The 21,597-nt window shown below is 74.5% G+C and carries 19 protein-coding genes and 1 tRNA gene; 9 read left to right on the top strand and 11 right to left on the bottom strand.

Annotation, left to right across the window (positions count from 1 at the left end; all coding sequences use genetic code 11):
* The first annotated feature begins 2 nt into the window (after positions 1-2).
* From AB0D44_RS26970 to AB0D44_RS26960, 3 genes are read left to right on the top strand one after another with little or no spacing between them, the layout of a single operon-like run.
* Positions 3-1,442, top strand: a complete 1,440-nt coding sequence (locus tag AB0D44_RS26970) for a PP2C family serine/threonine-protein phosphatase (RefSeq protein WP_362595541.1) — start codon at positions 3-5, stop codon at positions 1,440-1,442.
* Between the two features lie 35 nt (positions 1,443-1,477).
* On the top strand, positions 1,478-2,800 hold the full coding sequence (locus AB0D44_RS26965; protein WP_362595539.1) for a VWA domain-containing protein: 1,323 nt from the start codon (positions 1,478-1,480) through the stop codon (positions 2,798-2,800).
* Positions 2,801-2,844: 44 nt separating this feature from the next.
* Entirely contained in the window at positions 2,845-3,828 is a 984-nt protein-coding gene (locus AB0D44_RS26960; RefSeq protein WP_362595537.1) for an FHA domain-containing protein, read from the top strand.
* A gap of 52 nt (positions 3,829-3,880) precedes the next feature.
* Here the strand turns inward: AB0D44_RS26960 and AB0D44_RS26955 are convergent, their stop codons facing one another.
* Positions 3,881-4,882, bottom strand: a complete 1,002-nt coding sequence (locus AB0D44_RS26955) for a methyltransferase domain-containing protein (protein WP_362595535.1) — start codon at positions 4,880-4,882, stop codon at positions 3,881-3,883.
* 91 nt (positions 4,883-4,973) lie between these two features.
* Here AB0D44_RS26955 and AB0D44_RS26950 point away from each other — a divergent pair, with 91 nt between their 5' ends.
* Entirely contained in the window at positions 4,974-5,378 is a 405-nt protein-coding gene (locus AB0D44_RS26950; RefSeq protein WP_362595533.1) for a globin, read from the top strand.
* 34 nt (positions 5,379-5,412) lie between these two features.
* On the opposite strand, the gene AB0D44_RS26945 is transcribed toward AB0D44_RS26950, so the two are convergent.
* The 8 genes from AB0D44_RS26945 to AB0D44_RS26910 form a co-directional block, all read right to left on the bottom strand.
* Entirely contained in the window at positions 5,413-6,123 is a 711-nt protein-coding gene (locus tag AB0D44_RS26945; protein WP_362595532.1) for a hypothetical protein, read from the bottom strand.
* A complete protein-coding gene (locus tag AB0D44_RS26940; RefSeq protein ID WP_362595530.1) occupies positions 6,120-6,587 on the bottom strand; it encodes a thioesterase family protein in 468 nt (155 codons plus the stop codon). Before AB0D44_RS26940 ends, AB0D44_RS26945 begins: the two co-directional genes overlap by 4 nt.
* A 10-nt stretch (positions 6,588-6,597) precedes the next feature.
* A complete protein-coding gene (ettA, locus tag AB0D44_RS26935; protein ID WP_362595528.1) occupies positions 6,598-8,262 on the bottom strand; it encodes an energy-dependent translational throttle protein EttA in 1,665 nt (554 codons plus the stop codon).
* Positions 8,263-8,482: 220 nt separating this feature from the next.
* Complete coding sequence (locus tag AB0D44_RS26930) at positions 8,483-9,964, bottom strand: phosphatase PAP2 family protein (protein ID WP_362595526.1); 1,482 nt, start codon at positions 9,962-9,964, stop codon at positions 8,483-8,485.
* 234 nt (positions 9,965-10,198) lie between these two features.
* Entirely contained in the window at positions 10,199-11,347 is a 1,149-nt protein-coding gene (locus AB0D44_RS26925) for a thioester domain-containing protein (protein WP_362595524.1), read from the bottom strand.
* A gap of 257 nt (positions 11,348-11,604) precedes the next feature.
* Positions 11,605-12,012 carry a single-stranded DNA-binding protein gene (locus AB0D44_RS26920; protein WP_362595522.1) on the bottom strand — a complete coding sequence of 136 codons (408 nt, stop codon included), beginning with the start codon at positions 12,010-12,012 and terminating at the stop codon, positions 11,605-11,607.
* Positions 12,013-12,111: 99 nt separating this feature from the next.
* Complete coding sequence (locus AB0D44_RS26915; protein ID WP_362595520.1) at positions 12,112-13,953, bottom strand: GTPase; 1,842 nt, start codon at positions 13,951-13,953, stop codon at positions 12,112-12,114.
* A gap of 4 nt (positions 13,954-13,957) precedes the next feature.
* Positions 13,958-15,568 (bottom strand): dynamin family protein, encoded by a 1,611-nt coding sequence (locus tag AB0D44_RS26910; protein ID WP_362595518.1) that lies wholly within the window; start codon positions 15,566-15,568, stop codon positions 13,958-13,960.
* Positions 15,569-15,900: 332 nt separating this feature from the next.
* On the opposite strand from AB0D44_RS26910, the gene AB0D44_RS26905 reads away from it, so the two are divergent.
* Positions 15,901-15,973: transfer RNA gene (locus AB0D44_RS26905), tRNA-Arg, on the top strand.
* A gap of 99 nt (positions 15,974-16,072) precedes the next feature.
* Here the strand turns inward: AB0D44_RS26905 and AB0D44_RS26900 are convergent.
* Both AB0D44_RS26900 and AB0D44_RS26895 read right to left on the bottom strand, forming a co-directional pair.
* Positions 16,073-16,546 carry a phospholipase gene (locus AB0D44_RS26900; protein ID WP_362595516.1) on the bottom strand — a complete coding sequence of 158 codons (474 nt, stop codon included), beginning with the start codon at positions 16,544-16,546 and terminating at the stop codon, positions 16,073-16,075.
* Positions 16,547-16,627: 81 nt separating this feature from the next.
* Complete coding sequence (locus AB0D44_RS26895) at positions 16,628-17,425, bottom strand: alpha/beta hydrolase (RefSeq protein ID WP_362595514.1); 798 nt, start codon at positions 17,423-17,425, stop codon at positions 16,628-16,630.
* 119 nt (positions 17,426-17,544) lie between these two features.
* Here AB0D44_RS26895 and AB0D44_RS26890 point away from each other — a divergent pair, with 119 nt between their 5' ends.
* The 4 genes from AB0D44_RS26890 (at position 17,545) to AB0D44_RS26875 (ending at position 21,460) form a co-directional block, all read left to right on the top strand.
* A complete protein-coding gene (locus AB0D44_RS26890; protein ID WP_362595512.1) occupies positions 17,545-18,243 on the top strand; it encodes a 4'-phosphopantetheinyl transferase superfamily protein in 699 nt (232 codons plus the stop codon).
* A 49-nt stretch (positions 18,244-18,292) separates the two neighbouring features.
* The gene (locus tag AB0D44_RS26885) at positions 18,293-18,706 is read left to right on the top strand and encodes a GNAT family N-acetyltransferase (RefSeq protein ID WP_362595510.1); all 414 of its coding nucleotides are present in this window, start codon (positions 18,293-18,295) and stop codon (positions 18,704-18,706) included.
* A gap of 89 nt (positions 18,707-18,795) precedes the next feature.
* The gene (locus AB0D44_RS26880; RefSeq protein WP_362595508.1) at positions 18,796-19,971 is read left to right on the top strand and encodes a S8 family peptidase; all 1,176 of its coding nucleotides are present in this window, start codon (positions 18,796-18,798) and stop codon (positions 19,969-19,971) included.
* 199 nt (positions 19,972-20,170) lie between these two features.
* Positions 20,171-21,460 carry a hypothetical protein gene (locus AB0D44_RS26875; RefSeq protein ID WP_362595507.1) on the top strand — a complete coding sequence of 430 codons (1,290 nt, stop codon included), beginning with the start codon at positions 20,171-20,173 and terminating at the stop codon, positions 21,458-21,460.
* The last annotated feature ends 137 nt before the right edge of the window (positions 21,461-21,597 follow it).

The raw sequence follows: 21,597 nt of genomic DNA, 5'->3' as shown, positions 1-21,597 counted from the left end.
TGATGTCGATGCATCGACTGTCGGGCTGCCCCAGCTGCGCGGAACCCCTCGAGGAGGGTGACCTCTTCTGCGGCGTCTGCGGCTACGCCGTCTCCGCTGCCGCTCCGGCTCCCCCCGCGCCCCCGGCCGGCGGTCCCCCGGCCCCGCCCGTGCCCGGGAGCGGAGCCCCCGCGCCCGGTGGTCACCCCGGCCCGGAGCCGGATCATCCGACGATCCCCCTCCCGACGATGCCGCCGAGCGGCTCCGGCGGGGGCCACGGGGCTCCCGGCCCCGCCCCCGGGTGGGGCAGCACCGCGGCGGCCGCGCCGACCCTGGTCGACGAACCGGCCGCGGCCCGGTACGACCTGCCCGCCGGCGCCGGGACACCCCCCGAGGGGACCCCGTGGGGTGCGGGCGACACCGCCACCACGTCCGAGAGCGCCACGACGCCCCGGGGCGTCACCACGTCCCAGGACGTCCCCACGCCGGAAGGCGTCCCCGCCGAAGCCCCGCAGGGCTCGGGCGGGAAGACCTGCGTCGCCTGCCGGGCCGGCTACGTCGACACCGACGGCTACTGCGAGCACTGCGGGCACGCGCAGCCCCGGGAGCGCGACCACCTGGAGGAGGAGCTCGGCAGCGTGGCCGCCGTCAGCGACCGGGGGCTGCGCCACCACCGCAACGAGGACGCGTTCGCGGTCGCGGCCACCGCCCTGCCCGACGGCTCCGCCGCCACCGTGGCCATCGTCTGCGACGGCGTCTCCTCGGCGAGCCGCCCCGACGAGGCATCGGCCGCCGCGGCCGCCGCGGCCAACGAGTGCCTCCTCGACGCGCTCCCGCGCGGCGCCCATCCCCAGGAAGCCATGCACGAGGCGATCCTGGCCGCCGCCGCGGCGGTCAACGCGCTGGCCCCGGAGGTCCCCGGCGCGCAGAACGCCCCCGCCTGCACCCTGGTCGGCGCCGTCGTCAGCGGCGGCCTGCTCACCATCGGCTGGGTGGGCGACAGCCGTGCGTACTGGGTCCCGGACGACCGCGCCGCCCTGCCCCGCCGGCTCACCGAGGACGACTCCTGGGCCGCACAGATGGTCGCGGCCGGGCTGATGGGCGAGGCCGAGGCCTACGCCGACGTCCGGGCCCACGCCATCACCGGCTGGCTCGGGGCCGATGCCTACGACCTCGAGCCGCACACCGCCGTCTTCAAGCCGGACCACCCCGGTGTGGTCGTCGTCTGCACCGACGGCCTGTGGAACTACGCGGAGGCCGCCCGGGACATGGCCCAGGTGCTGCCCCCGGACGCCGCCGTCCGGCCCCTGCACAGTGCGCAGGTCCTGGTGGGGCACGCCCTGGACGGCGGTGGCCACGACAACGTCACCGTCGCCGTCGTGCCGTTCGCCGCCCGGCCCGAACCGGAACCCGGACCGGGACCGGAAGCGGAACCGCAAGCGGAAGCGTCTCCCCGGGCCTGACCCGCCCGCCTGTCCGAGCCCTAGGAGCCCCACCGATGGCGAACTTCGCCAAGCCCAGCGCCCCGCGCTTCAGCGTGGAGGTGTACCAGAACGAGTTCCTCCCGCAGGGCGGGCGGGACGTCCACGCCATCGTCACGGTCACCTCCACCGGGGGCGCCGCCGCCCGCGCGGCGGCGGACCGGGGTACGGCGGCGGTCGTGATCATGGTCGACTGCTCGGGCTCGATGGAGTACCCGCCGGAGAAGATGCGCGGCGCCCGCGAGGCCACGGCCGCGGCCGTCGACACCCTGCGCGACGGGACCTCCTTCGCCGTGATCGCCGGCACGCACGTGGCCAGGGAGGTGTACCCGGGCCAGGGCGGCCTCGCCGTCGCCGACCCGGTGACCCGCGCCCAGGCCAAGGAGGCGCTGCGCGGACTCGGCTCGGGCGGCGGCACCGCCATCGGCACCTGGCTGCGGCTGGCCGACGGCCTGCTGCGCCGCTCGCCCGCCGCCATACGGCACGGGATCCTGCTGACCGACGGCCGCAACGAGCACGAGGAGCCGGCCCAGCTGCGCGCCACCCTCGACGCGTGCGCGGGCCGCTTCACCTGCGACGCCCGCGGGGTGGGCACCGACTGGGAGGTCAAGGAGGTGACCGGCATCGCGAGCGCGCTGCTGGGCTCCGCCGACATCGTGGCCGACCCGGCCCACCTCGCCGAGGACTTCACCCGCATGATGGAGAACGTCATGGGCAAGGAGGTCGCGGACGTAGCGCTGCGCCTGTGGACCCCGGTCGGTGCGGAGGTCCAGTACGTCAAACAGGTCGCGCCCACCGTCCAGGACCTGACCGCCCGCCGTACCGGGGCGGGCCCGCGCGCCGGGGACTATCCGACCGGCGCCTGGGGCGACGAGTCCCGCGAATACCACGTGTGCGTGCGCGTCCCGAGCGCGGACGTGGGCCAGGAGATGCTCGCCGCCCGCGCCTCTCTCGTCCTGCCGGCAGCGGCGGGCGAGCCCCCCACCGTCCTCGCCCAGGGCCTGGTGCGGGCCGTGTGGACGGACGATCTGGCCGCCTCCACCGCCATCAGCCCGCAGGTCGCGCACTACACCGGTCAGGCGGAACTGGCGCAGGCTATCCAACAGGGCCTCGAAGCCCGCAAACTGGGCGATGTGGACGGGGCCACCGCCAAGCTCGGCCGCGCCGTTCAGCTGGCGAGCGTCTCGGGAAACGCCGACACCGCGAAGCTCCTGGCGAAGGTGGTGGATGTCGTGGACGCCGCGGCGGGTACTGTGCGGCTGAAAGCGAAGGTCGCCGACGCCGACGAGATGACCCTCGAAACGCGTTCGACGCAGACCGTCCGAGTGAAGAAGACCTGAGAAGACCTGACGCGATGACGCAGGGAGAAGGGGGAAGCGCCGCCATGCCGACCTGCCCGAACGGGCACCAGTCCGCCTCCGACGACTGGTGCGAGGTCTGCGGCCACCGCATGGCTGCCCCCGAGGCGCCCCCTGCGGCGCCTTCCTACGGCTACGGCTACCCCCCGACCACCGGTGAGCCCACGGCCCAGGCCGAGCTCTGCCCGCAGTGCCGGACCCCGCGCGAGGCCATGGCCCCGTTCTGCGAGGAGTGCCGGTTCAACTTCCTGACGCGTTCGGCGACTTCGTACGCGCCGGCCGGACAGGACGCCGGGGCCCCGGGGACCGCCGCCGCGCCCCCGCCCACGCCCGCGCCGCCCGTGTACGCCCAGGACCACTTCGAGTACCAGGGCTCGCGGCCCTCCCGCGTCAACCGGCCGGCCGAGCCGCTCCCGCGCGAGGACGACTGGCTGCTGCCGCCTCCGGCGCACGAGCAGCAGCCGCAGTACCAGCAGCAGCCCCCGCCGCCGCCCCAGCGCGAGTACCAGCAGGAGTACCAGCACCAGCCCCCGCAGCAGTACCAGCCGCCCCAGCCGCAGCATCAGCCGCATCAGCAGCAGCCGTCGTTCGCGCCCCAGGGCGGCTCCTGGACCGCGACGATCGGCCCGGACCGCTCGTACTTCACGGCGATGATGCAGCGCAGCGGCCCCGAGGCGGCCGGGCTCAACCTGCCCGCATACTCCCCGGAGCAGCACCTTCCGCTCGTCGGCGGCCAGATCACCATCGGCCGCCGCCGCACCTCCACGGGCGAGTCCCCCGACATCGACCTGTCGGTGCCCCCGGAGGACCCGGGCGTCTCCCACCAGCACGCGGTCCTCGTCCAGCAGCCCGACCTCAGCTGGGCGGTGGTGGACCAGAACTCCACCAACGGCACCACCATCAACGGCGGCGAGGAGCCGATCCAGCCCTACGTCCCGGTCCCGCTCGCCGACGGCGACCGCGTACACGTCGGCGCCTGGACCACGATCACCGTCCGCCGGGGCCAGTAACCGGTCCGCCGGTCGTCGCGTGCCGGTCAGTCGGGCCGGTCAGTCGCGCCGGTCAGTCGCGCGCCTCCCCCAGGGGCCATACGTACGGACCCTGGGGGTCGTCGAGCCACGCCCACTGCCCCTCGTCGCTGACGGTGACCCCGAAGCGCTCGCGGGCCGGCCGGTCCTCGCGGCGCCACAGGTCCAGGGCCTCGCGGGGATGCAGGACGCCCTCGGTCAGCACGAGCATGAACTGGAAGCGCTCGTTCTCCACCAGCTCGTACGGGAGCCCGTGCGGCACCCCGGCGGCCGGATCCCTCGGCGGCGCCGCCGTGGCCCCGCGCAGCGGGACGAAGTACGCCGCGGTGTGCAGGAAGCGGCCCTCGGCGAAATCGGCGTCGCGCACGGTGAGGGCGATCAGTCCGGTGGACAGCGGCGCCAGGATCCGCGCCCCGGGCCGGCACTGGGCCGTCCAGGCGTGCGGCACCATCGGCAGGGTGCAGGTCACGAGGATCCGGTCGAACGGGGCCCGGGAGGGGCAGCCGCGCGCGCCGTCCCCGGTGACCACCAGCGGGTGGTAGCCGAGCTCGGCCAGATGCGTCCGCGCGGACTCGGTGATCTCCTCGTCGAGGTCCACCGTGGTGACGAGGTCCTCGCCGAGCCGGTGGCAGAGCAGGGCGGCGTTGTAGCCGGTGCCCGCGCCGATCTCCAGCACGTTGTCGCCGTCGCGCACGTCCAGCGCGTGGAGCATCTTCGCCATCAGGGAGGGCTGACTGCTGGAGGAGACCAGCTCGCCGTCGCGCAGCCGGGTCGCGAGCGGGGTGTCGGCGTAGACCCCGCGCAGCCAGCGGGCCCGCACCTCGGGATCGGGGTCCTGCCCCCAGAGCCGCTCGTGGCCGGCTCCGCGGCCGGTCCAGAAGTAGGGGACGAACACGTGCCGGGGCACGGCGCCGAAGGCCGCGCGCCAGGCGGGGTCTTGCAGCACCCCGGCGGCGGTCAGCTCCCGCACCTGGGCGGCGTGCGCGGTCTGCCGAAGGTCCCGCACCCCGGTGGTGCGTGCGGTGTGTGCACCCATGCCTCCACTGTCCTGCGCGCGGCCGCCGGGGGCGAGCGCGCAGGGTCCTAGGACCCCGGTCCTCCGTCCGGGCGTCTGAGACGATGGTCGGGTGAATGAGATTCCGCGGGGCACGCTTCAGGAGCAGACCTTCTACGAGCAGGTGGGCGGCGAGGAGACCTTCCGCCGCCTGGTCCGGCGCTTCTACCAGGGGGTCGCGGAAGACCCGCTGCTGCGCCCGATGTACCCGGAGGAGGACCTGGGCCCGGCCGAGGAGCGGTTCGCGCTGTTCCTGATGCAGTACTGGGGCGGCCCCACCACCTACAGCGAGCACCGCGGGCATCCGCGCCTGCGGATGCGGCACGCCCCGTTCCAGGTGGACGCGGAGGCACACGACGCCTGGCTGCGCCACATGAGGGTCGCGCTGGACGAGCTGGGGCTTGCCCCGGAGCACGAGGCCCAGCTGTGGAAGTACCTGACCTACGCCGCCGCGTCGATGATCAACACGGCGGGCTGACACCCCCGGGCCGCGGGCCCTGAGGGGCCCGTCCTCAGAGCGGCCGGACCTGGAGGGCGCCCAGGCCGGCGCTGTCGCCGGGGCGGCGCGTGGCGACGGAGCCGAACGGGGTGCGCAGGCGCAGCCAGCTCCCGGCGGCGAGCAGGGCCACCGGGTCGGCGCCCTGGGGCGCCGGCGCGGCGGGCACGGTGGACCGTACGGGCCGCAGGAAGCCCAGGGACTGCGCGGCGTGCACGGCGCGCAGCGGGAGCTCGGTGTCGCCCAGCGTGCGGGACCAGATCTCACGGCCGATGCGGTCGCGCTCGGAGCGGGTGCGGTGCTGCGCGGGCAGGGCCTCGTCACGGGCGCGGAACTCGGCGACGGCGCCCGCCACGGCCGCCCGCATCTCCTCGGGCCCGGGCAGTCCGGGCAGCTGCCGCCAGCCGCCGCGGGGCGGGAGCACCCCGGCCCAGGGCGGGCCGGTGACGGGCCCGGGCACGGTGGCCTCGGCCGCGGCCTCGTCCACCGATTCCAGGAACTCTCCGGCCGAGACGGTCAGGTCCAGCGGCGTGGCGAGGGGCGCGGCGAGCCGCACCGTGCGCACGGCCAGGACCTCGAAGGACGGCGGCCGGCCGAAGACGGCGAGCGCGCCGCCGCCGGCCTGGAGCCGGACGGCGGCGGCGCGGTCGTAGTGCACCAGCCGCCCCAGGAAGGCGGCGAGGTCCGCCGCCTCCCCGGAGTCGGCGAAGTGCAGCCGTTCGTTCATGCCGCGAGGCGCCCTTCCGAGGGGACCGCCGACGTACCCGGCTCGTCGAGGTACTTCTCCAGGAAGTGCCTCTCCTCGGCCGTGATGCGGCGCGGCCGCCCCTCGGCGAGGTTGTAGGGCACGACCACGGTCGAGGCGCGCACGTACACCTTCTCGGGCGCGTCCTCGGTCGCCTCGTCCTTGACCTCGTATCCGATGGTCAGGGACGCGGCGCCTATCCGGGTCACCCAGGATTCGATGAGCACCGGCTCGTGCCGGTGCACGAGGGGCAGCTTGTAGTCGATCTCGTGACGGGCCACGACGGACCCGCCCGTGAAGGACTCGCTGCCCTCCCCCGGCGCCAGCCGGAACATGAAGTCGATCCTCGCCTCCTCCAGGTAGCGGAGGAAGACCACGTTGTTCACGTGGCCGAAGGAGTCCATGTCCGACCAGCGCAGGGGGCACCGGTAGTGGTGTCTTGCCATGGTGCGGGCCTCAGCCTCGGGTGAGCTTCTTGTAGGTGGCGCGGTGCGGACGGGTGGCGTCCGGGCCGAGCCGCTCGATCTTGTTCTTCTCGTAGGACTCGAAGTTGCCCTCGAACCAGAACCACTTCGAGTCGCCCTCGTACGCCAGGATGTGCGTGGCGACACGGTCCAGGAACCAGCGGTCGTGGGAGACGACCACGGCCGCACCGGGGAACTCCAGCAGAGCGTTCTCCAGCGAGCCCAGGGTCTCGACGTCGAGGTCGTTGGTGGGCTCGTCGAGGAGCAGCAGGTTGCCGCCCTGCTTGAGGGTGAGCGCCAGGTTCAGGCGGTTGCGCTCACCGCCGGAGAGCACGCCGGCCGCCTTCTGCTGGTCCGGGCCCTTGAAGCCGAAGGCGCTGACGTAGGCGCGCGAGGGCATCTCGACGTTGCCGACGTTGATGTAGTCCAGCTCGTCCGACACGACCGCCCAGAGGGACTTCTTGGGGTCGATGTTGGCGCGGCCCTGGTCGACGTACGAGATCTTGACGGTCTCGCCGACCTTGATCTCGCCGGAGTCCGGCTTCTCCAGGCCCTGGATCATCTTGAAGAGCGTGGTCTTGCCGGCGCCGTTCGGGCCGATGATGCCGACGATGCCGTTGCGCGGCAGGGTGAAGGACAGGTCGTCGATGAGGACCTTGTCGCCGAACGCCTTCGAGAGGTTGTTGACCTCGACCACGATCGAGCCCAGGCGCGGGCCCGGCGGGATCTGGATCTCCTCGAAGTCGAGCTTGCGCATCTTGTCGGCCTCGGCCGCCATCTCCTCGTACCGGGCGAGGCGGGCCTTGGACTTGGCCTGGCGGCCCTTGGCGTTGGAGCGGACCCACTCCAGCTCTTCCTTGAGGCGCTTGGCGCGCTTCTCGTCCTTCTTGCCCTCGACCTTGAGGCGCTCGGCCTTCTTCTCCAGGTAGGTGGAGTAGTTGCCCTCGTAGGGGTGGGCGCGGCCGCGGTCCAGCTCGAGGATCCACTCGGCGACGTTGTCGAGGAAGTAGCGGTCGTGGGTGACCGCCACGACGGCGCCCTTGTACTGGGCCAGGTGCTGCTCCAGCCAGTTCACGGACTCGGCGTCGAGGTGGTTGGTGGGCTCGTCGAGGAGCAGCAGGTCGGGGGCCTGCAGCAGCAGCTTGCAGAGGGCCACGCGGCGCTTCTCACCACCGGAGAGGTTGGTGACGGGCCAGTCGCCGGGCGGGCAGCCCAGGGCGTCCATGGCCTGCTCCAGCTGGGCGTCGAGGTCCCACGCGTTGGCGTGGTCCAGGTCGTCCTGGAGCTTGCCCATCTCCTCCATCAGCTCGTCGGTGTAGTTCGTCGCCATTTCCTCGGCGATCGCGTTGAACCGGTTGAGCTTCTGCTTGATCGGGCCGACGCCGTCCTCGACGTTCTCGAGGACGGTCTTGGACTCGTCGAGCTTCGGCTCCTGCATGAGGATGCCGACGGAGTAGCCGGGCGACAGGAAGGCGTCACCGTTGGACGGCTGCTCGAGGCCCGCCATGATCTTGAGGACGGTGGACTTGCCGGCGCCGTTCGGGCCGACGACGCCGATCTTCGCCCCCGGCAGGAAGTTCAGGAAGACGTCGTCGAGGATCACCTTGTCACCGTGCGCCTTGCGCGTCTTGCGCATGGTGTAGATGTACTCAGCCAAGAGAAACCGTCCGGCAGATCGATGGTGGGCAGATACACCCCATCTTGCCAGCCGTCCATACCTGCGGGCGAATGGGTAGTCCCGGTAGTCCCGCCCTGCGGCCGGGGCCGCCCCGGGGCGCCGTGTGCGGGGCCGTCCCGGGGCCCCGTGTGCGGGCCGTCCCGGGGCCCCGTGGGCGGGCCGTCCCGGGGCCCCGTGTGCGGGGTCCGTGCCGTGGCCGTCAGGGGTGGGGGCGGTAGACGGTCAAGGCGTCGGGGAGCGAGTCCAGGACGAGGCCGGCGGGGGCCTTGGCGTATTCGCCGTCGTACGCGAACGGTGTGCCCGGCGGGATGTCGTCGATCCGCAGGCTGCGCAGCCGGGTCGCCGCGTGGACCGGGGAGCGGGTCAGCGGGCCGGCGAGGGCCGCGGCGAGCAGGCGGGGACCCGGGCGGCCGCCGCCGTGGACGAGCCGTACGTCGAGCAGGCCCTCGCCCAGGTTGTCGCGGCGGCGGGGGGTGGGGCCGGTCCCGTGGTAGGTGCCGTTGCCCGCGAACAGCAGCCAGACGCTCCGGGACTGCCCGGCCGGCCGCAGCCGCACGGGGCGCTCGGCGCGCAGCACCCGCCAGGCCGCCAGCAGGGCGGCGGGGCCGCCGCCGATGCGCGGGGCCCAGTGCAGGCGGTGGCGCAGCAGCTCCGGGTAGGCGCCGATGCTGAAGTTGTTCAGGAAGTAGCCGGGCCGGCCGCCGTCCGGTCCGGGGGTGAAGCGGCCGACGCCGATGTGGACGGCGTGACCGGCGGCCACGGCGCGGCAGGTGTCCTCGGTTCCCTCCAGGCCGAGGTCCATGGAGAAGTGGTTGAGGCTGCCGCCGGGGAAGACGGCGAGCGGCAGCCCCGCGCGCAGGGCGGCGGTGGCGGCCGCGTTGACGGTGCCGTCGCCGCCGCAGACCCCGAGGACGGTGGCGCGGGAGGCCGCCGAATCCAGTGCGTCGGCGAGCTCCGGGCCGCTGCACTCGATCACCTCGGCCCGCGGGAGCCGGGCGCGCAGCACGTCGAGGCCCGCGGTCGCGGCCGTGCCGGAGGTGGTGTTGACCACGACGGTGAGCCCGTCCCCGTCGGGCAGCGCGGGGACGCCGACGGCGGGCCGCTCGGCGCCCGGCACGATCCTGGCCTCCTTCGCGTCGCGGGAGAGCCGGTCCACGACGAGGCCCGCGGCCACGCCGAGCGCCGCCCCCGCGAGCACGTCGGAGGGGTAGTGGACCCCGGTGTAGACCCGCGAGAAGGCCACGGACGCGGCCACCGGAGCCGCCGCGGCGGCCCAGCCCGGGGACTCCACGGCCAGCCCGGCGGTGAAGGCGAAGGCGGACGCCGCGTGCCCGGACGGGAAGGAGGTCGTCCGCGGCTGCGTCGCCAGCTGACGCACGGCGGGCACCCCGTCCAGCAGCGGGCGCGCCCGGCGTACGGACCACTTCCCGACGGTGTTGATGGTCGCGGAGGCCAGCGCCAGCGAGGCGGCCCCGCGCAGGGCGGCCTTGCGGGCCCGGGCGGATCCGAAGGCGGCGAGCCCGGCGGCGGCAACGCCCCACAGCACCCCGTGGTTCGCGGCGCGCCCGAGCCTGGGCAGCACCCGGTCGGCCCCGGGCCAGTGCCTCCGGGCCACCACGTCGAACAGCTGCCGGTCCCACTTTGCGACCGCGCCCTGCCAGGTCAACTCTTGATCGGCCATGGCTTGCGCATACCCCGGGCACGCCGCCGAAATCCGCCGCGCCCCGGCCCGGCCCCCGGGTAGACGGCTCCCGGGAACCGCCCCCGGGGCGCCCGACCGGCCTCCGGCGCCCCCACCGGCCTTCGGCGCGCCCGACCGGCCTTCGGGGCGCCCGACCGGTCTCGCCGTGGCCGGCCCGGCCAGAGGGCCGGGCCCCAGACGAGCAACTCCGAAGTGCTCGGGTCACTGGTCGTCCTAGTGGTCCTCCTCGTCCAGGGGGCGCTTGCGGAGCAGGAGGACCACCAGGCCGCCCAGGACCACCAGGCCCACCGCGAGGGAGGCGATCACCGGGGTGGCCGCCGAGCTGCCGCTGGTGGCCAGCCGGTCCTCCTCCGGGGAGTCCGGGGTGGTCAGACCGGTCTGGGCGCTCTGGCCGCTCTGACCGGCGGGCGGGATGCCCGGCTGCTGACCGGCCTCCCCGGTGACCGGCCGGACCGCCGGGGGCTCCGGCCAGACCGCCGTGGCCGTGGCGGCGGCCGCGGACTCGCTGGAGCCCGCCACGATCTGCGCCTGGGCCGGCACCCCGCTGGTGAACACCCGGCCGACGGGAACCTTGGTCGCGCCCTGGACGGTGACCGAGGCCGTGCCGTCGGGGGTGCCCGCGGGCACCTCGAAGTACAGCCGGGTGCCATGGGCGGCGGCGTCCAGCGGCCGCCCCTCGGCGTCCACCACCCGCACTCCCATGGCGACCGCCGCCGCGTCCGGGACCACGGACACGCTCCGCGCCCCCGTGTGCACGGTGACCGGACCGAGCCGGGTGCCGACCGGCCCGGACACGCCGCCCGGGTCCAGCCCGAGCGAGGCCGGCGGCTCGGGCAGCTGTCCGGCCTCCCGCTGCAGGTAGTCGGCCAGCTTCTCCGCCGCCGGGTCCGCGGCCTCGACCCGCACACCCTCGGCCAGCCGCCAGATCGCCACCTGGGTCCCCGCCGCCGCGCTCTCCGCGGTCAGCGCACCGGCCCCGGCGGCCTCCGCGAGCCCTGCCAGATCGTTCAGCTGCGGGTAGGAGTGCTCCAGGACCCAGCGGATACGGCCCGCCTCCCGCTTCCCGGCCAGCGGGCTGCCGCTCCAGCCGCTCTCGGTGTACCGGGCCTGGGGCTGTGCGTGGCCCTCGACGCCGACCCCGTACGTCTGGAGCATCCCGCCGCCGTCGACCCGCATCTCGTAGAGCCCGGCCGGGATGTGCCGGACCGACCCGTCCCCGGAGTGGAGGACCGCCTGTCCGTAGGTCTTCAGCCCGTCCAGCACGGCGCTCGCGCCCTCCGGCGCGCGGGAGACGGGCGGGTCGGCGTCGGCGGCCGCCCGGGCTCCGGGCGCCGCGGTGAGGGCCGCGGCCAGCAGGGCCACGGCCAGCGGGCGGCGCGCGGAGCCCCGTACGGCCGCAGCGGGCGCCGGGAGGGAGCGCGGGCCGGAACGAGGAACGCAGAGAGGAGCCGAGAGAGGAACGGAGAGCGGAACGGGAGCAGGAGCGGGAACAGCAGCAGCGGGAGCAGGAGTGGAATCAGGAGCGGAGGATGCGGGAACGGCAATCGACACAGTCTTCCCCTTCGGGCCAAAGACCCAGGTGCCCGTGAGTACCGGGGAATCCTAACCGCCTCGAACACTCAGACCACCGCCACCTTCTGAGTGGCCATCAGCGGCGTATCGGTCTTGACGACCCGGCGGAACGCCGCCGTCCCGCGGTTCAGATCGTGCCCGACGGCCGTCGCGTCGATCTCCGCCGCCACCCACCGGTGGCCCTCCCCGTCGGGCGGGTCCTCGCGCACCCTCAGCCTCCCGTGCACCACGAGCGGCTCGCCCACCGATACGGACCCGGCCAGGTTCACCGCCAGGGCACGCCGCGCCCACACGGTGTAGAAGCTGGTGGAACCGTCGGTCCAGGCCTCCTTGCGCCGGTCGAAGTACCTCGGCGTCACGGCGAAGCGGAACCTCGCCGACGGCCCGTTCGGAGTCTCCTTGTAGTCGATCTGCGTGGCCACGTACCCCACCAGCGTCACCAGGGTGTCGTTCATCCCGGCCGCCCTCCCCCACGATGCGGACCCGTACGGACCATCCGCACGAGGTACGCACCATGCTGCGGCCGGCCGCCGGTCCCCGCTGCGGCCTGTGGATTACTGGCGGGTTGTGGACAACTTCGTCCCCCCTGCGGCGACGGCGGCGTACTGCTCGCGCACCTCCCGGTAGCGCAGCAGCTCCGCCGCCACCGGCTCCAGCACCCGGGCCCGCCCGCACCCGGCGGCCGCCTGCCGCAGCCTGCGCTCCGCGTCCTGCCCGTACCTGCGCGCCGGGCCGCGCGCCGCGAGGGAGCAGGCCCACTCCACCAGCGGCCCGCCGACGATGCCCGCCACCATCAGGAGCACCGGCGGCAGCAGCTGCGGATCCAGGATCCCGACGATCTGCCCCAGCAGCCACAGCCCGCCGTAGATCTGGAGCAGGGTCATCGCCGCCTGCGCCAGCACCGCGGCGGGCCACCACGCGGGCCGCGGCGGCTTGGCGCTCGGCACCGCGACCGCCGCCCCGAGGGTCACCGCCAGCTCGTCCAGCGCCTCCGGGAGGTGTTCGGCGCCGCGCGCCGCCGTCTCCCGTACCGCCTGCGCCCAGGGTTCGGGCAGGCCGGTGACGGCCTCGTCGGCAACCGCCCGTACCGCCTGCTCCACGCGCTGACGCGCGGTCACCTCCGCCTCGACCGGGGCCTGCGCGGTCGGCGTGCCCCGGCCGCCGATCACCGCGAGGGCGGCCAGCCCCGCCAGCGTGCGCGGGGCGCGGCGGCTCTCGTACCACCGCCACAGCCGCAGCCACGGCGTCCCGCAGGCCTTCCCGGCGTTGCGCCGCCAGGCCCGCTCGGCCGCGAGGCCGGCCGCGTACGCCCCGACCGCCTCGGCCAGCCGGTCCTCGAACTCGGCGCGCGCCGACTCCCCGATCTCCGGCCCCGCGTGCCCGTCGGCCACGTACAGCGGCCGCAGGCGCACGGCCGCCCGGTCGACGTCGGCGGAGATCCGCCGGGTCGCCGCCCCCTTCTCCTGGGTGAACTGTCCGAGCAGCTCCCGCAGTTCCCCGACGCCTTCGCCGGTCAGCGCGGACAGTCCCAGCACCGTGGCGCCGGGTTCGTCGTGCTCGCCGAGCGCGATGCCGTCCTCGTCGAGGAGCCGGCGCAGGTCGTCCAGGACGAGGTCGGCGGCGTCCCCGGGCAGCCGGTCCACCTGGTTGAGCACGACGAAGGTCACCTCCGCGTGTCCGGCCAGCGGCCGCAGGTACCGCTCGTGCAGCACCGCGTCCGCGTACTTCTCCGGGTCGACCACCCACACCACCGCGTCGACGAGCGCCAGGACGCGGTCCACGTGGTCGCGGTGCGCGCCGACCGCCGAGTCCAGGTCGGGCAGGTCGACGAGGACCATCCCGCGCAGAGCCTCGGCCTCCGGGGTCTCGCGGGGCCGGCGTCGCAGCCGGCCGGGGATCTCCAGCCGGTCCAGCAGTCCGGCCGCGCCGTCCGACCAGCTGCACGCGATGGGGGCGGCGGTGGTCGGGCGGCGCAGCCCCGTCTCCGAAATCTGCACCCCCGCGAGTGAATTGAAGAGCGTGGACTTGCCGCTTCCGGTGGCTCCGGCGATCGCGACGACCGTGTGCTGCGGGGACAGTCCGCGGCGCGCGGCTGCCTCGTCCAGGACCCGGCCGGCCTCGGCGAGGGTCTTGCCGTCGAGCCTGGTCCGGGACAGTCCGACCAACTGGCGCAGGGCGTCCAGGCGCAGCCGCAGGGCCTGGCCCTCGGGGCTGAGCGGGGGTGCGGCCGACTTCCCCCCGTCGTCGCCGGCGCCGGAGACGGCCCGTACGAGCGCCTCGTCGCCCTCGTCGGCCCCGTCGGCCCCCTCCTCGTCATCCGCGGCGGCCTGGGGGCGCGAGCGCGCGATGAGTCCGTCGTCCCAGCGGTCCTCGGTGCGGTCGGCCAGGGAAGTCACCGCGTCACCTCTCCTTCTGCAGTAGGGACAGCGCGGCAATCAGTTCGGCCTGTGGTTCCGGGGTCACCTCGAGGGCCTCCAGCGGGGCGAGACGTCGGTCGCGTTCGGCGCGCAGCACCTGGTCGAGGTGGTCGCCGACCAGCTCCGCGCCCCGGTCGCGCAGCCGCAGCGCGGCCTGGGCCCCGATGCGTTCGGCGAGCTTCTCCCCGGCGGGCCGGGCCCGCTTGCCGCCGAGGAGGGCGGTGACGAGCAGGGCCGCGACGGCGTCCGCGTCGGGTGAGGGCTGCCGGTCGAGCGCGGCGACCTCCTCCTCGGCGAGTTCCTCCAGGACGCGCCGCCAGCGGCGTACGGCCATGCCGATGCGCTCTCCCGCCTCCCTGTCGCGCGCGGGCAGGGGCACGGCGCCGGCGGCCGGCTCGCGCCGCCAGGCATCGGCGATCCGCTCGTCGGCGGCGGCCACGGCGCACTGGAGCAGGGCGGCGAGGGATTCGGCCAGCGAGTCGAGCAGTTCGTCGGCGCTCGTGTCGAGGGGGTAGCCGCGCCACCGCGTCAGCGCGTCCCCGGCCAGTACGGCGCCCTGGTCGAGCCGGTTGCGCACCCGCCTGCCCTCCTTCCTGTACGCGTCCTCCACGGCCGACGTCAGCCGGACGGCGGCGGCGTACTGGGCGGCGACGGCGGAGGCGAGTTCGGGCATCCGCCGCCCGAGGGAGTCCAGCGCGCCGAGCGCGGTGCGCCCGACGGCGTACTGGCGGGCGGCGGGATCCTGGGCGTGGTGGGCGAGCCAGGCGGCCAGCGGGGCGACGGCGCTGGCGGGGAGCAGCCCGCCGCCGCCTGCCGACTCGGGGAGTTCGGGCACGGTGAAGCGCGGTACGTCGCCGAGCCCGGCCCGGGTGAGCAGGGCACCGTACTGGCGGGAGACCTCGGCGAGGACCTGGTGCGGGACCCGGTCGAGGACGGTGACGAGGGTGGCCTTGTACTGCTTGGCGGTGCGCAGCAGGTGCCAGGGGACGGCGTCGGCGTACCGCGAGGCCGTGGTGACCATCACCCAGACGTCGGCGGCGCAGATGAGCTGGGCGGCCAGTGTCCGGTTCTCGACCACGAGGGAGTCGATGTCGGGGGCGTCGAGGATGGCGAGTCCGCGGGGCAGGGTGGAGACGGTCTCGATCCGCATCTCGCGGGTGGCGGGCCGGTGGCCCGGGCTCCGGTCGTGGCCCCGGGAGGCCGGGGCGGGCTCCTCTTCGCCGGGGGGCACCCAGACGCGCATCAGATCGGGCAGCACGCGCATTCCGGCGAACCAGTGATGATCATCCGGATGGCAGACGAGCACCGGTGTGCGCGTGGTGGGGCGCAGCACCCCGGCTTCGCTGACCTGTCGGCCGACGAGGGAGTTGACGAGGGTGGACTTACCCGCTCCGGTGGACCCGCCCACGACGGCGAGCATCGGCGCCTCCGGCGCTTTCAGCCGGGGTACGAGGTAGTCGTCGAGCTGCGCGAGCAACTCGGCTCTGGTCTGGCGGGCACGCGGAGCGCCGGGCAGGGGCAGCGGCAGACGCACGGACGCGACCCGGTCGCGCAGGGCGGACAGGGCATCGAGCAGCTGAGGCCGAACATCCAAGGTCACCACATGCGAAGAATGCCCAATTTAGGACCATTTTTGAAGCTTATACGTCCTCTGCGCGCCGACCGCGACTCCAGTGGGACATCCTGGACACGGCGGACGAGTGGGGCGCAGGCATAACGAGTGCACAACACCCACGGCGCCGCGGCGCAAAAGCGGTGCGAGAATCGCACCTGCCTGCGATTATCGGGACCGCTTCACCGAACCTCCACATCGTGGCACGCGAGTGAAGCAACCGGGACAAGGCAACCGGAGCCCTATCCTTGACCCGGCACGGACCGCAGTCCCACCCCCACCAGGGGCTCCAGGCCCACCAAGGCCACCTTCCGGCCCCCGTAGCTCAGTGGATAGAGCAGGTGCCTTCTAAGCACTTGGCCGCAGGTTCGAGTCCTGCCGGGGGCACTCTTTCTCCACCGCCGCAAGCCCTCCTCCGGGAGGGCTTTTGTGCAGATCGGCGCACCCCGGCGAGACCCGCGCAGCGCCACCCCGAGCCCACCGGCGCTAGGAGATGCCCAGGACCCTGACGGCCTGGTAGTACGTCCACGCGGTGCTGTCGCAAGAACCCCGGCGGGCGCCGGAGTACCGGGTGCAGACCCTCCTCAGGTCCGCGTGGAAGGCCTCGTCGAGGCGGGGCTTGACGGCCGGGAACAGGCCCGCCGCCCGGTGGTTGCGGTAGCCGAAGTCATGGCGTGCGCAGGCCTGCCGGAAGGGGAACCCGAAGGGGTTGTCCGGGGAGCCCGTGCAGTAGTCCGTCGACCAGTCGAAGCCGTACGGGGCCCAGGCGGCCCGGTTCTCGCGCGCCTCGGCCCAGGCCGCGTAGCTGGCGGCGTCCGGCTGCGTCCAACGGCTCAGCACCTGGGGCTTGTCGGCGGGGACCCCGGGGGCCGCCGAGGCGGCCGGAGCGAGGGTGAGGACCGCGGCCGCGGCCGCCGATGCGAGGGCGGGGACGGGACGGCGGGCGGCGGGACGGCGCATGGCGTTCCTCGGGGGGAGCGGGCGGGGGTCGTCCCCGGCCAACTCCCCCCGGTGGCGCAGGGTTACGACCGCTCCGTCGCGTCAGCGCGCAGGGCCGCCCGTCGGCGCCAGGGCCGCGGCGACGGCCCGGGCGAAGCCCTCCGGGTTGTCGAGCATGATGGTGTGCCCGCAGTCGGGGACGGACACCACGCGGACACCGGCCGCCTCCAGGGCGTCGGTGCCCGGGAGCGGACCGTCCGCCTCGGGCAGCAGGAAGCAGCGCGGAACCTTCAGCTCCATCAGCAGCTCGCGCATGGTCGGCGTCGTACCCGCGGCCAGGTGCACGGCGCTGCGGTACAGGGCGGTCCGGCCGGCCAGCCGCATGGTGGCCCACCAGTGCGCGCCGACCCGGTCGCGCACCTCGGCCCAGCCGCCGGCCAGGAACTCCGCCTCCTCGTAGGCGGCGATCCCGCTGCTCCCGGCCGAACCGGGGGTGGGGGGCAGCGGATCCAGGTTGGCGTCGACGAGCACCAGCCGGGAGACCAGGTGGGGGTGCCGGTCGGCGAGCACGATGGCGACGGCTCCGCCCATGCTGTGCGCGATCAGCTCGGCGCCCTGCGCCCCCGCCTCGGTGAGGGCGGCCGCCAGCGCGTCGGCATGCGCCTCGAGGGTGTAGGAGAACTCCTCGGGGCGGTCGCTGTGCCCGTGGCCCAGCAGGTCGACCAGCAGCGAACGGCGGCCCGCGAGCAGCGGATGCACGGCGCTCGCCGCGAAGTAGGCGGGCGAGGTGGCCCCGAGCCCGTGCACGTACACCCGGGCCGGCGCCTCACCCGAGGCCTCCCCCGGCAGTTCCACCCAGCGGATCCGGTCACCGTTCGCCGTGACGGCAGCGCTTCGCACGATCCATCCCCCGTTGTCGCGTACGCGAACGCGTACGCGAACTCGTACTCCCCCATCGTGATCGGGACGAGGATAGCCAGCGCCCCGCGGCCGCACCGGCCTCGTCTACCCTCGATCAGGTGATCGACTACGTGAACCGGCTCGGTGACGGCGCACCGAGGACGGGCCCGCCCCCCGAGGGCGCGGCCGTGGCCGTCTGGTCCCTGGACACCCGGCTGGAGTCGGTCGGCGGGTACCCGGTCGCCGAGGCCGCGGCGGTACTGGACGCGGCGGAACGGGAGCGTGCGGGACGGCTCTTGCAGCCCGCCGACCGGCACCGGTACCTCGCCTCGCACCTGGGACTGCGCGTGCTGCTCGGCGGCTACCTGGGCGTGGCTCCGCACGAGGTCGCCCTGGTCCGGGAGACCTGCCCGTGCTGCGGTGGCCCGCACGGGCGGCCCGCCGTGGCCGGCGGCCCGGTCCACTTCTCCCTGTCGCACAGCGGCGACCTGGCCTACCTGGCCTTCGCCGGCGTGCCGGTCGGCATCGACGTGGAGGAGACGCCGAGCGCGGAGGCGCTGGCCGACGTACTGCCGCTGCTGCACCCGGCGGAGATCGCCGAGCTGGGCGCCCTGCCCGAGGCGGACCGGCGGGCCGCGCTGGCCCGCGTCTGGTGCCGCAAGGAGGCCTGTCTCAAGGGTGAGGGCACGGGCCTGGCCCTCGGCGCGGCCGACCCGTACGTCGGCTCGGCCCCGGCCCCCGCCCCCGTCGCGGGCTGGGCCCTGCGGGACCTGCCGGCCCCCACGGACTACGCGGCGGCCCTGGCCGTGCGGGCCTAGGCGGCGAAGTTCCTCTCCCCGTCCCCGTCCCGGCCCTATCGTGAGCGCCATGGACATCCGCCGGGCCCGCACTTCCGCCGAGCTCACCGCCGCCGAGTCCCTCTTCGACGGGCCCGCCCGCGAGGACTGGTCCGAGCGCTTCCTCGCCGCCCCTGGGCATCTCCTGCTCATCGCCTACGTGGACGGCGTGCCCGCCGGGATGGTCTCCGGCGTCGAGATGACCCACCCCGACAAGGGCACCGAGATGTGCCTGTACGAGCTCTCCGTGGACGAGGGGTACCGCCGCCGCGGGATCGGCCGCGCCCTGACCCTGGCACTCGCCGACGAGGCCAAGGCCCGCGGCTGCTACGGCATGTGGGTGGGCGTCGACACCGACAACGAGGCGGCCCTCGCCACCTACGCCGCCGCCGGGGCCCGCGACGAGGGCGTCTTCGCCATGCGCGGCTGGCCCCTCGCACCGTAGCTCCGCCGTCGCCCCCGCGGCGGCGTGTCGTGCCCCCACTCGGCGCACCCTCCGCGCGCCCCCGCCGCCGTTCGCCGAGCATCGGCGACATGACCGCACTCGCCGCCCTCCTCCCGGCCGCCACCCTCCTCGCGACCGCCACCACGGCAACCGCACTGCCGCCGCCGCACCCCGACGCCCCCGCCCCCGCTGCCGGAACCGCCCCCTACGTCGTCGTCCTGAAGGACACCGCCCCGCGCGCTCCGGCCCGCACCCTGGCCGCCGAGGCCGCGGACGCGGGCGACACGGTCACGGACGTCTACGACACCGCCCTGAACGGCTTCGCCGTCCGCACCACCGAGGCACGGGCCGCCGCCCTGGCCACCGACCCCCGGGTCGCCTCGGTGGAGCCGGACGCCGAGTTCCACACCACCGACACCCAGCCCCTCGCGCCCTGGCCGCTGGACCGGATCGACCAGCGCGAGCTCCCGCTCGACGGCTCGTACACGTACTCGAACCGGGCCGACGGCGTCACCGTCTACGTCGTGGACACCGGGATCAACACCCGCCACCGCGAGTTCGGCGGCCGCGCCCGGGGCGGCTACAACGGGATGTTCCTCCAGACCTCCGGCGACTGCAACGGCCACGGCACGCACGTCGCGGCGACCGTCGGCGGGAAGACGTACGGGGTCGCGAAGGGGGTGTCCCTCGTCTCGGTGAAGGTGGCCGACTGCCGCGGCGCCGGGCGACTTTCGGCCATGGTCGGCGGCATCGAGTGGATGGTGCGGCACGCCGCGAAGTCCCCCGACACCCCGGCCGTCGCCAACATGAGCATGGGGGGCTCGCGCAGCCGCGCCCTTGAGGCGGCGGTCACCCGGGCCGTCGCCGCCGGGATCACCTTCGTGGTGGCCGCCGGCAACGACGGCAAGGACGCCTGCACCGGGTCCCCCGCCTCCGTCCCGCAGGCGGTCACGGTCGGCGCCACCGACTCCCGGGACCGGCGCGCACGCTTCTCCAACCACGGCCGCTGCGTGGACCTCTCGGCGCCCGGCGTGTCCGTCGTCTCGGCGTGGAAGGGCTCCACCACCGCCACCGCGCGCTCCTCCGGCACCTCCATGGCCGCCCCGCACGTGGCCGGAGTCGCGGCGCTGATCCGCGCCGACGGCACGGCCAGGACCCCCGAGCAGGTGACGCAGGCGCTGAGGCGCGCCGCCGTGCGCGACCGGATCACCGGACTCCCGGCAGGCACCCCGAACCTCCTGCTCCACACGCCTGTCGAGCGCTGAGGGGCCCACCGACCAGTCGGTATTCGATGTGCCATCAGACCGGCTCTGATGGCACATCAATTTCTGTGTGCTTCGGGCGAAAACAAGTCATTGACTTCTCATCACGGCGACGCGTCAATGTCGGCCACCGCACCGGCTCGGCCTTCCCCCCACAGCGGGTGGGAGGAGGGGTTCGTCATGACGAAGGAGTCGCGACCCAGTGAGTACGAGAACGCATCGACGAAGAGTGCTGGCCGGGGCCCTTTCCCTGGCCCTGACGGGCGGTGTGGTCGGCCTGGCCGGCTCCGCGCAGGCCGCGACCAAGACCACTGCGGTCTACGTGAAGTGCGACGCCCCGGCTCCGCAGCCGGACGCCGAGGGCCTCCAGGACTTCACCATCACCCTCCCGGACGGCGCCAAGGCGGGCGACACCGTGCCGATCTCGATCGACCCGGGCCTGACTCCGGTCATCCCGATGTTCACGATCGAGACGGTCAACACGACCAAGGCCAAACTGCTCGTCGACGGCGCCCCCCAGACCGTCACCAGCCCGCCCACCCCGAGCCAGCAGACGGCGGGCCAGAAGGCCGACCCGCCGAAGTTCGACGGGACCATCAAGATCCCGGACGGCACCGAGGGCCGGACCGTCCACGTCACGATCGACCAGATCGTCACGGACGCCGACATCGGCGGCACCGTCTACACCACGACCTGTACGCCGGACCCGCGCCCCAGCGGCTCCGTCGGGTCGGTCGCCGTCGAGGCCCTGCCCAAGGACCCGATCACCACCCGGCTGACGCCCAACAGCGGCAAGGCGGGCACCGCGGTCACCGTCACCGGCGCCAACTTCGCCCCCGGCGCGGTCACCTGCTCCGCGCTCCTCGCGGGCACCCCGACCGGAGACTCCGGGACGGGCTCGGCGGCCGCGGGCGGCGCCGCCACCTGTGAGCTCACCGTCACCAAAAAGGCCGACCAGATCAGGATCGACGGCTCGGTGACGCCGTACAAGGACTTCGTCTTCCTCGAGGACCAGCCGGGCGTGAAGAACCCGGTCGACGTCGAGGTGCTGCCCGGTCCGCTGGCCATCGGCCCGCAGGGCGGCAACCCGGCCGTGAACTTCGGCAAGGTGACCATCAACGGCAAGCCCCAGTCGGTCGTCGGCCAGTTCACGGCGATGTCCGTGCAGGACTTCCGCGGGGGCAGCCTCGGCTGGGACGTCACGGCGACCCGTACGCCGTTCCTGAACGAGACGACCGGCCACTCCATGGCGAAGGCGCAGATCGGCATCCAGCCCACCTGCACCGTCACCAACGCGGACAGCCCGAGCACCTGCACCGCCGGCGCGCCCGGGGCGATCTCCGCCACCCCGATGAAGGTGGCCTCCCAGGCCCCCGGCGGGGAGGAGCTGACCGGTGGTGAGTTCGCCGTCGGCGGCGCGGGGATGATCCAGCTCCCGCCGTTCATGTTCGCCGACACCTACCAGTCGGTGGTCACCTTCTCCATCGCCTGACCCGGTCCGCCACCGGGCCGACCGGCCCGACAGGCCCGACCGGCCCGGCTGGCCCGACCGGCCCGACCGGCCCGACCGGCCCGACCGGTCCGACCGGTCCGACCGGTCCGACCGGTCCGACCGGTCCGACCGGTCCG

The sequence above is a fragment of the Streptomyces sp. NPDC048349 genome, assembly GCF_040651925.1.
Lineage (GTDB): Bacteria > Actinomycetota > Actinomycetes > Streptomycetales > Streptomycetaceae > Streptomyces.
This window is presented reverse-complemented; position numbering and strand designations above follow the sequence as displayed.

Coding starts and splice junctions, on each gene's coding strand:
- AB0D44_RS26920 (WP_362595522.1), bottom strand. CDS start 12,012: ATGAACGACACCCTGGTGACGCTGGTGGGGTACGTGGCCACGCAGATC.
- AB0D44_RS26885 (WP_362595510.1), top strand. CDS start 18,293: ATGGACATCCGCCGGGCCCGCACTTCCGCCGAGCTCACCGCCGCCGAG.
- AB0D44_RS26880 (WP_362595508.1), top strand. CDS start 18,796: ATGACCGCACTCGCCGCCCTCCTCCCGGCCGCCACCCTCCTCGCGACC.
- AB0D44_RS26940 (WP_362595530.1), bottom strand. CDS start 6,587: ATGGCAAGACACCACTACCGGTGCCCCCTGCGCTGGTCGGACATGGAC.
- AB0D44_RS26900 (WP_362595516.1), bottom strand. CDS start 16,546: ATGCGCCGTCCCGCCGCCCGCCGTCCCGTCCCCGCCCTCGCATCGGCG.
- AB0D44_RS26955 (WP_362595535.1), bottom strand. CDS start 4,882: ATGGGTGCACACACCGCACGCACCACCGGGGTGCGGGACCTTCGGCAG.
- AB0D44_RS26960 (WP_362595537.1), top strand. CDS start 2,845: ATGCCGACCTGCCCGAACGGGCACCAGTCCGCCTCCGACGACTGGTGC.
- AB0D44_RS26970 (WP_362595541.1), top strand. CDS start 3: ATGTCGATGCATCGACTGTCGGGCTGCCCCAGCTGCGCGGAACCCCTC.
- AB0D44_RS26930 (WP_362595526.1), bottom strand. CDS start 9,964: ATGGCCGATCAAGAGTTGACCTGGCAGGGCGCGGTCGCAAAGTGGGAC.
- AB0D44_RS26945 (WP_362595532.1), bottom strand. CDS start 6,123: ATGAACGAACGGCTGCACTTCGCCGACTCCGGGGAGGCGGCGGACCTC.
- AB0D44_RS26965 (WP_362595539.1), top strand. CDS start 1,478: ATGGCGAACTTCGCCAAGCCCAGCGCCCCGCGCTTCAGCGTGGAGGTG.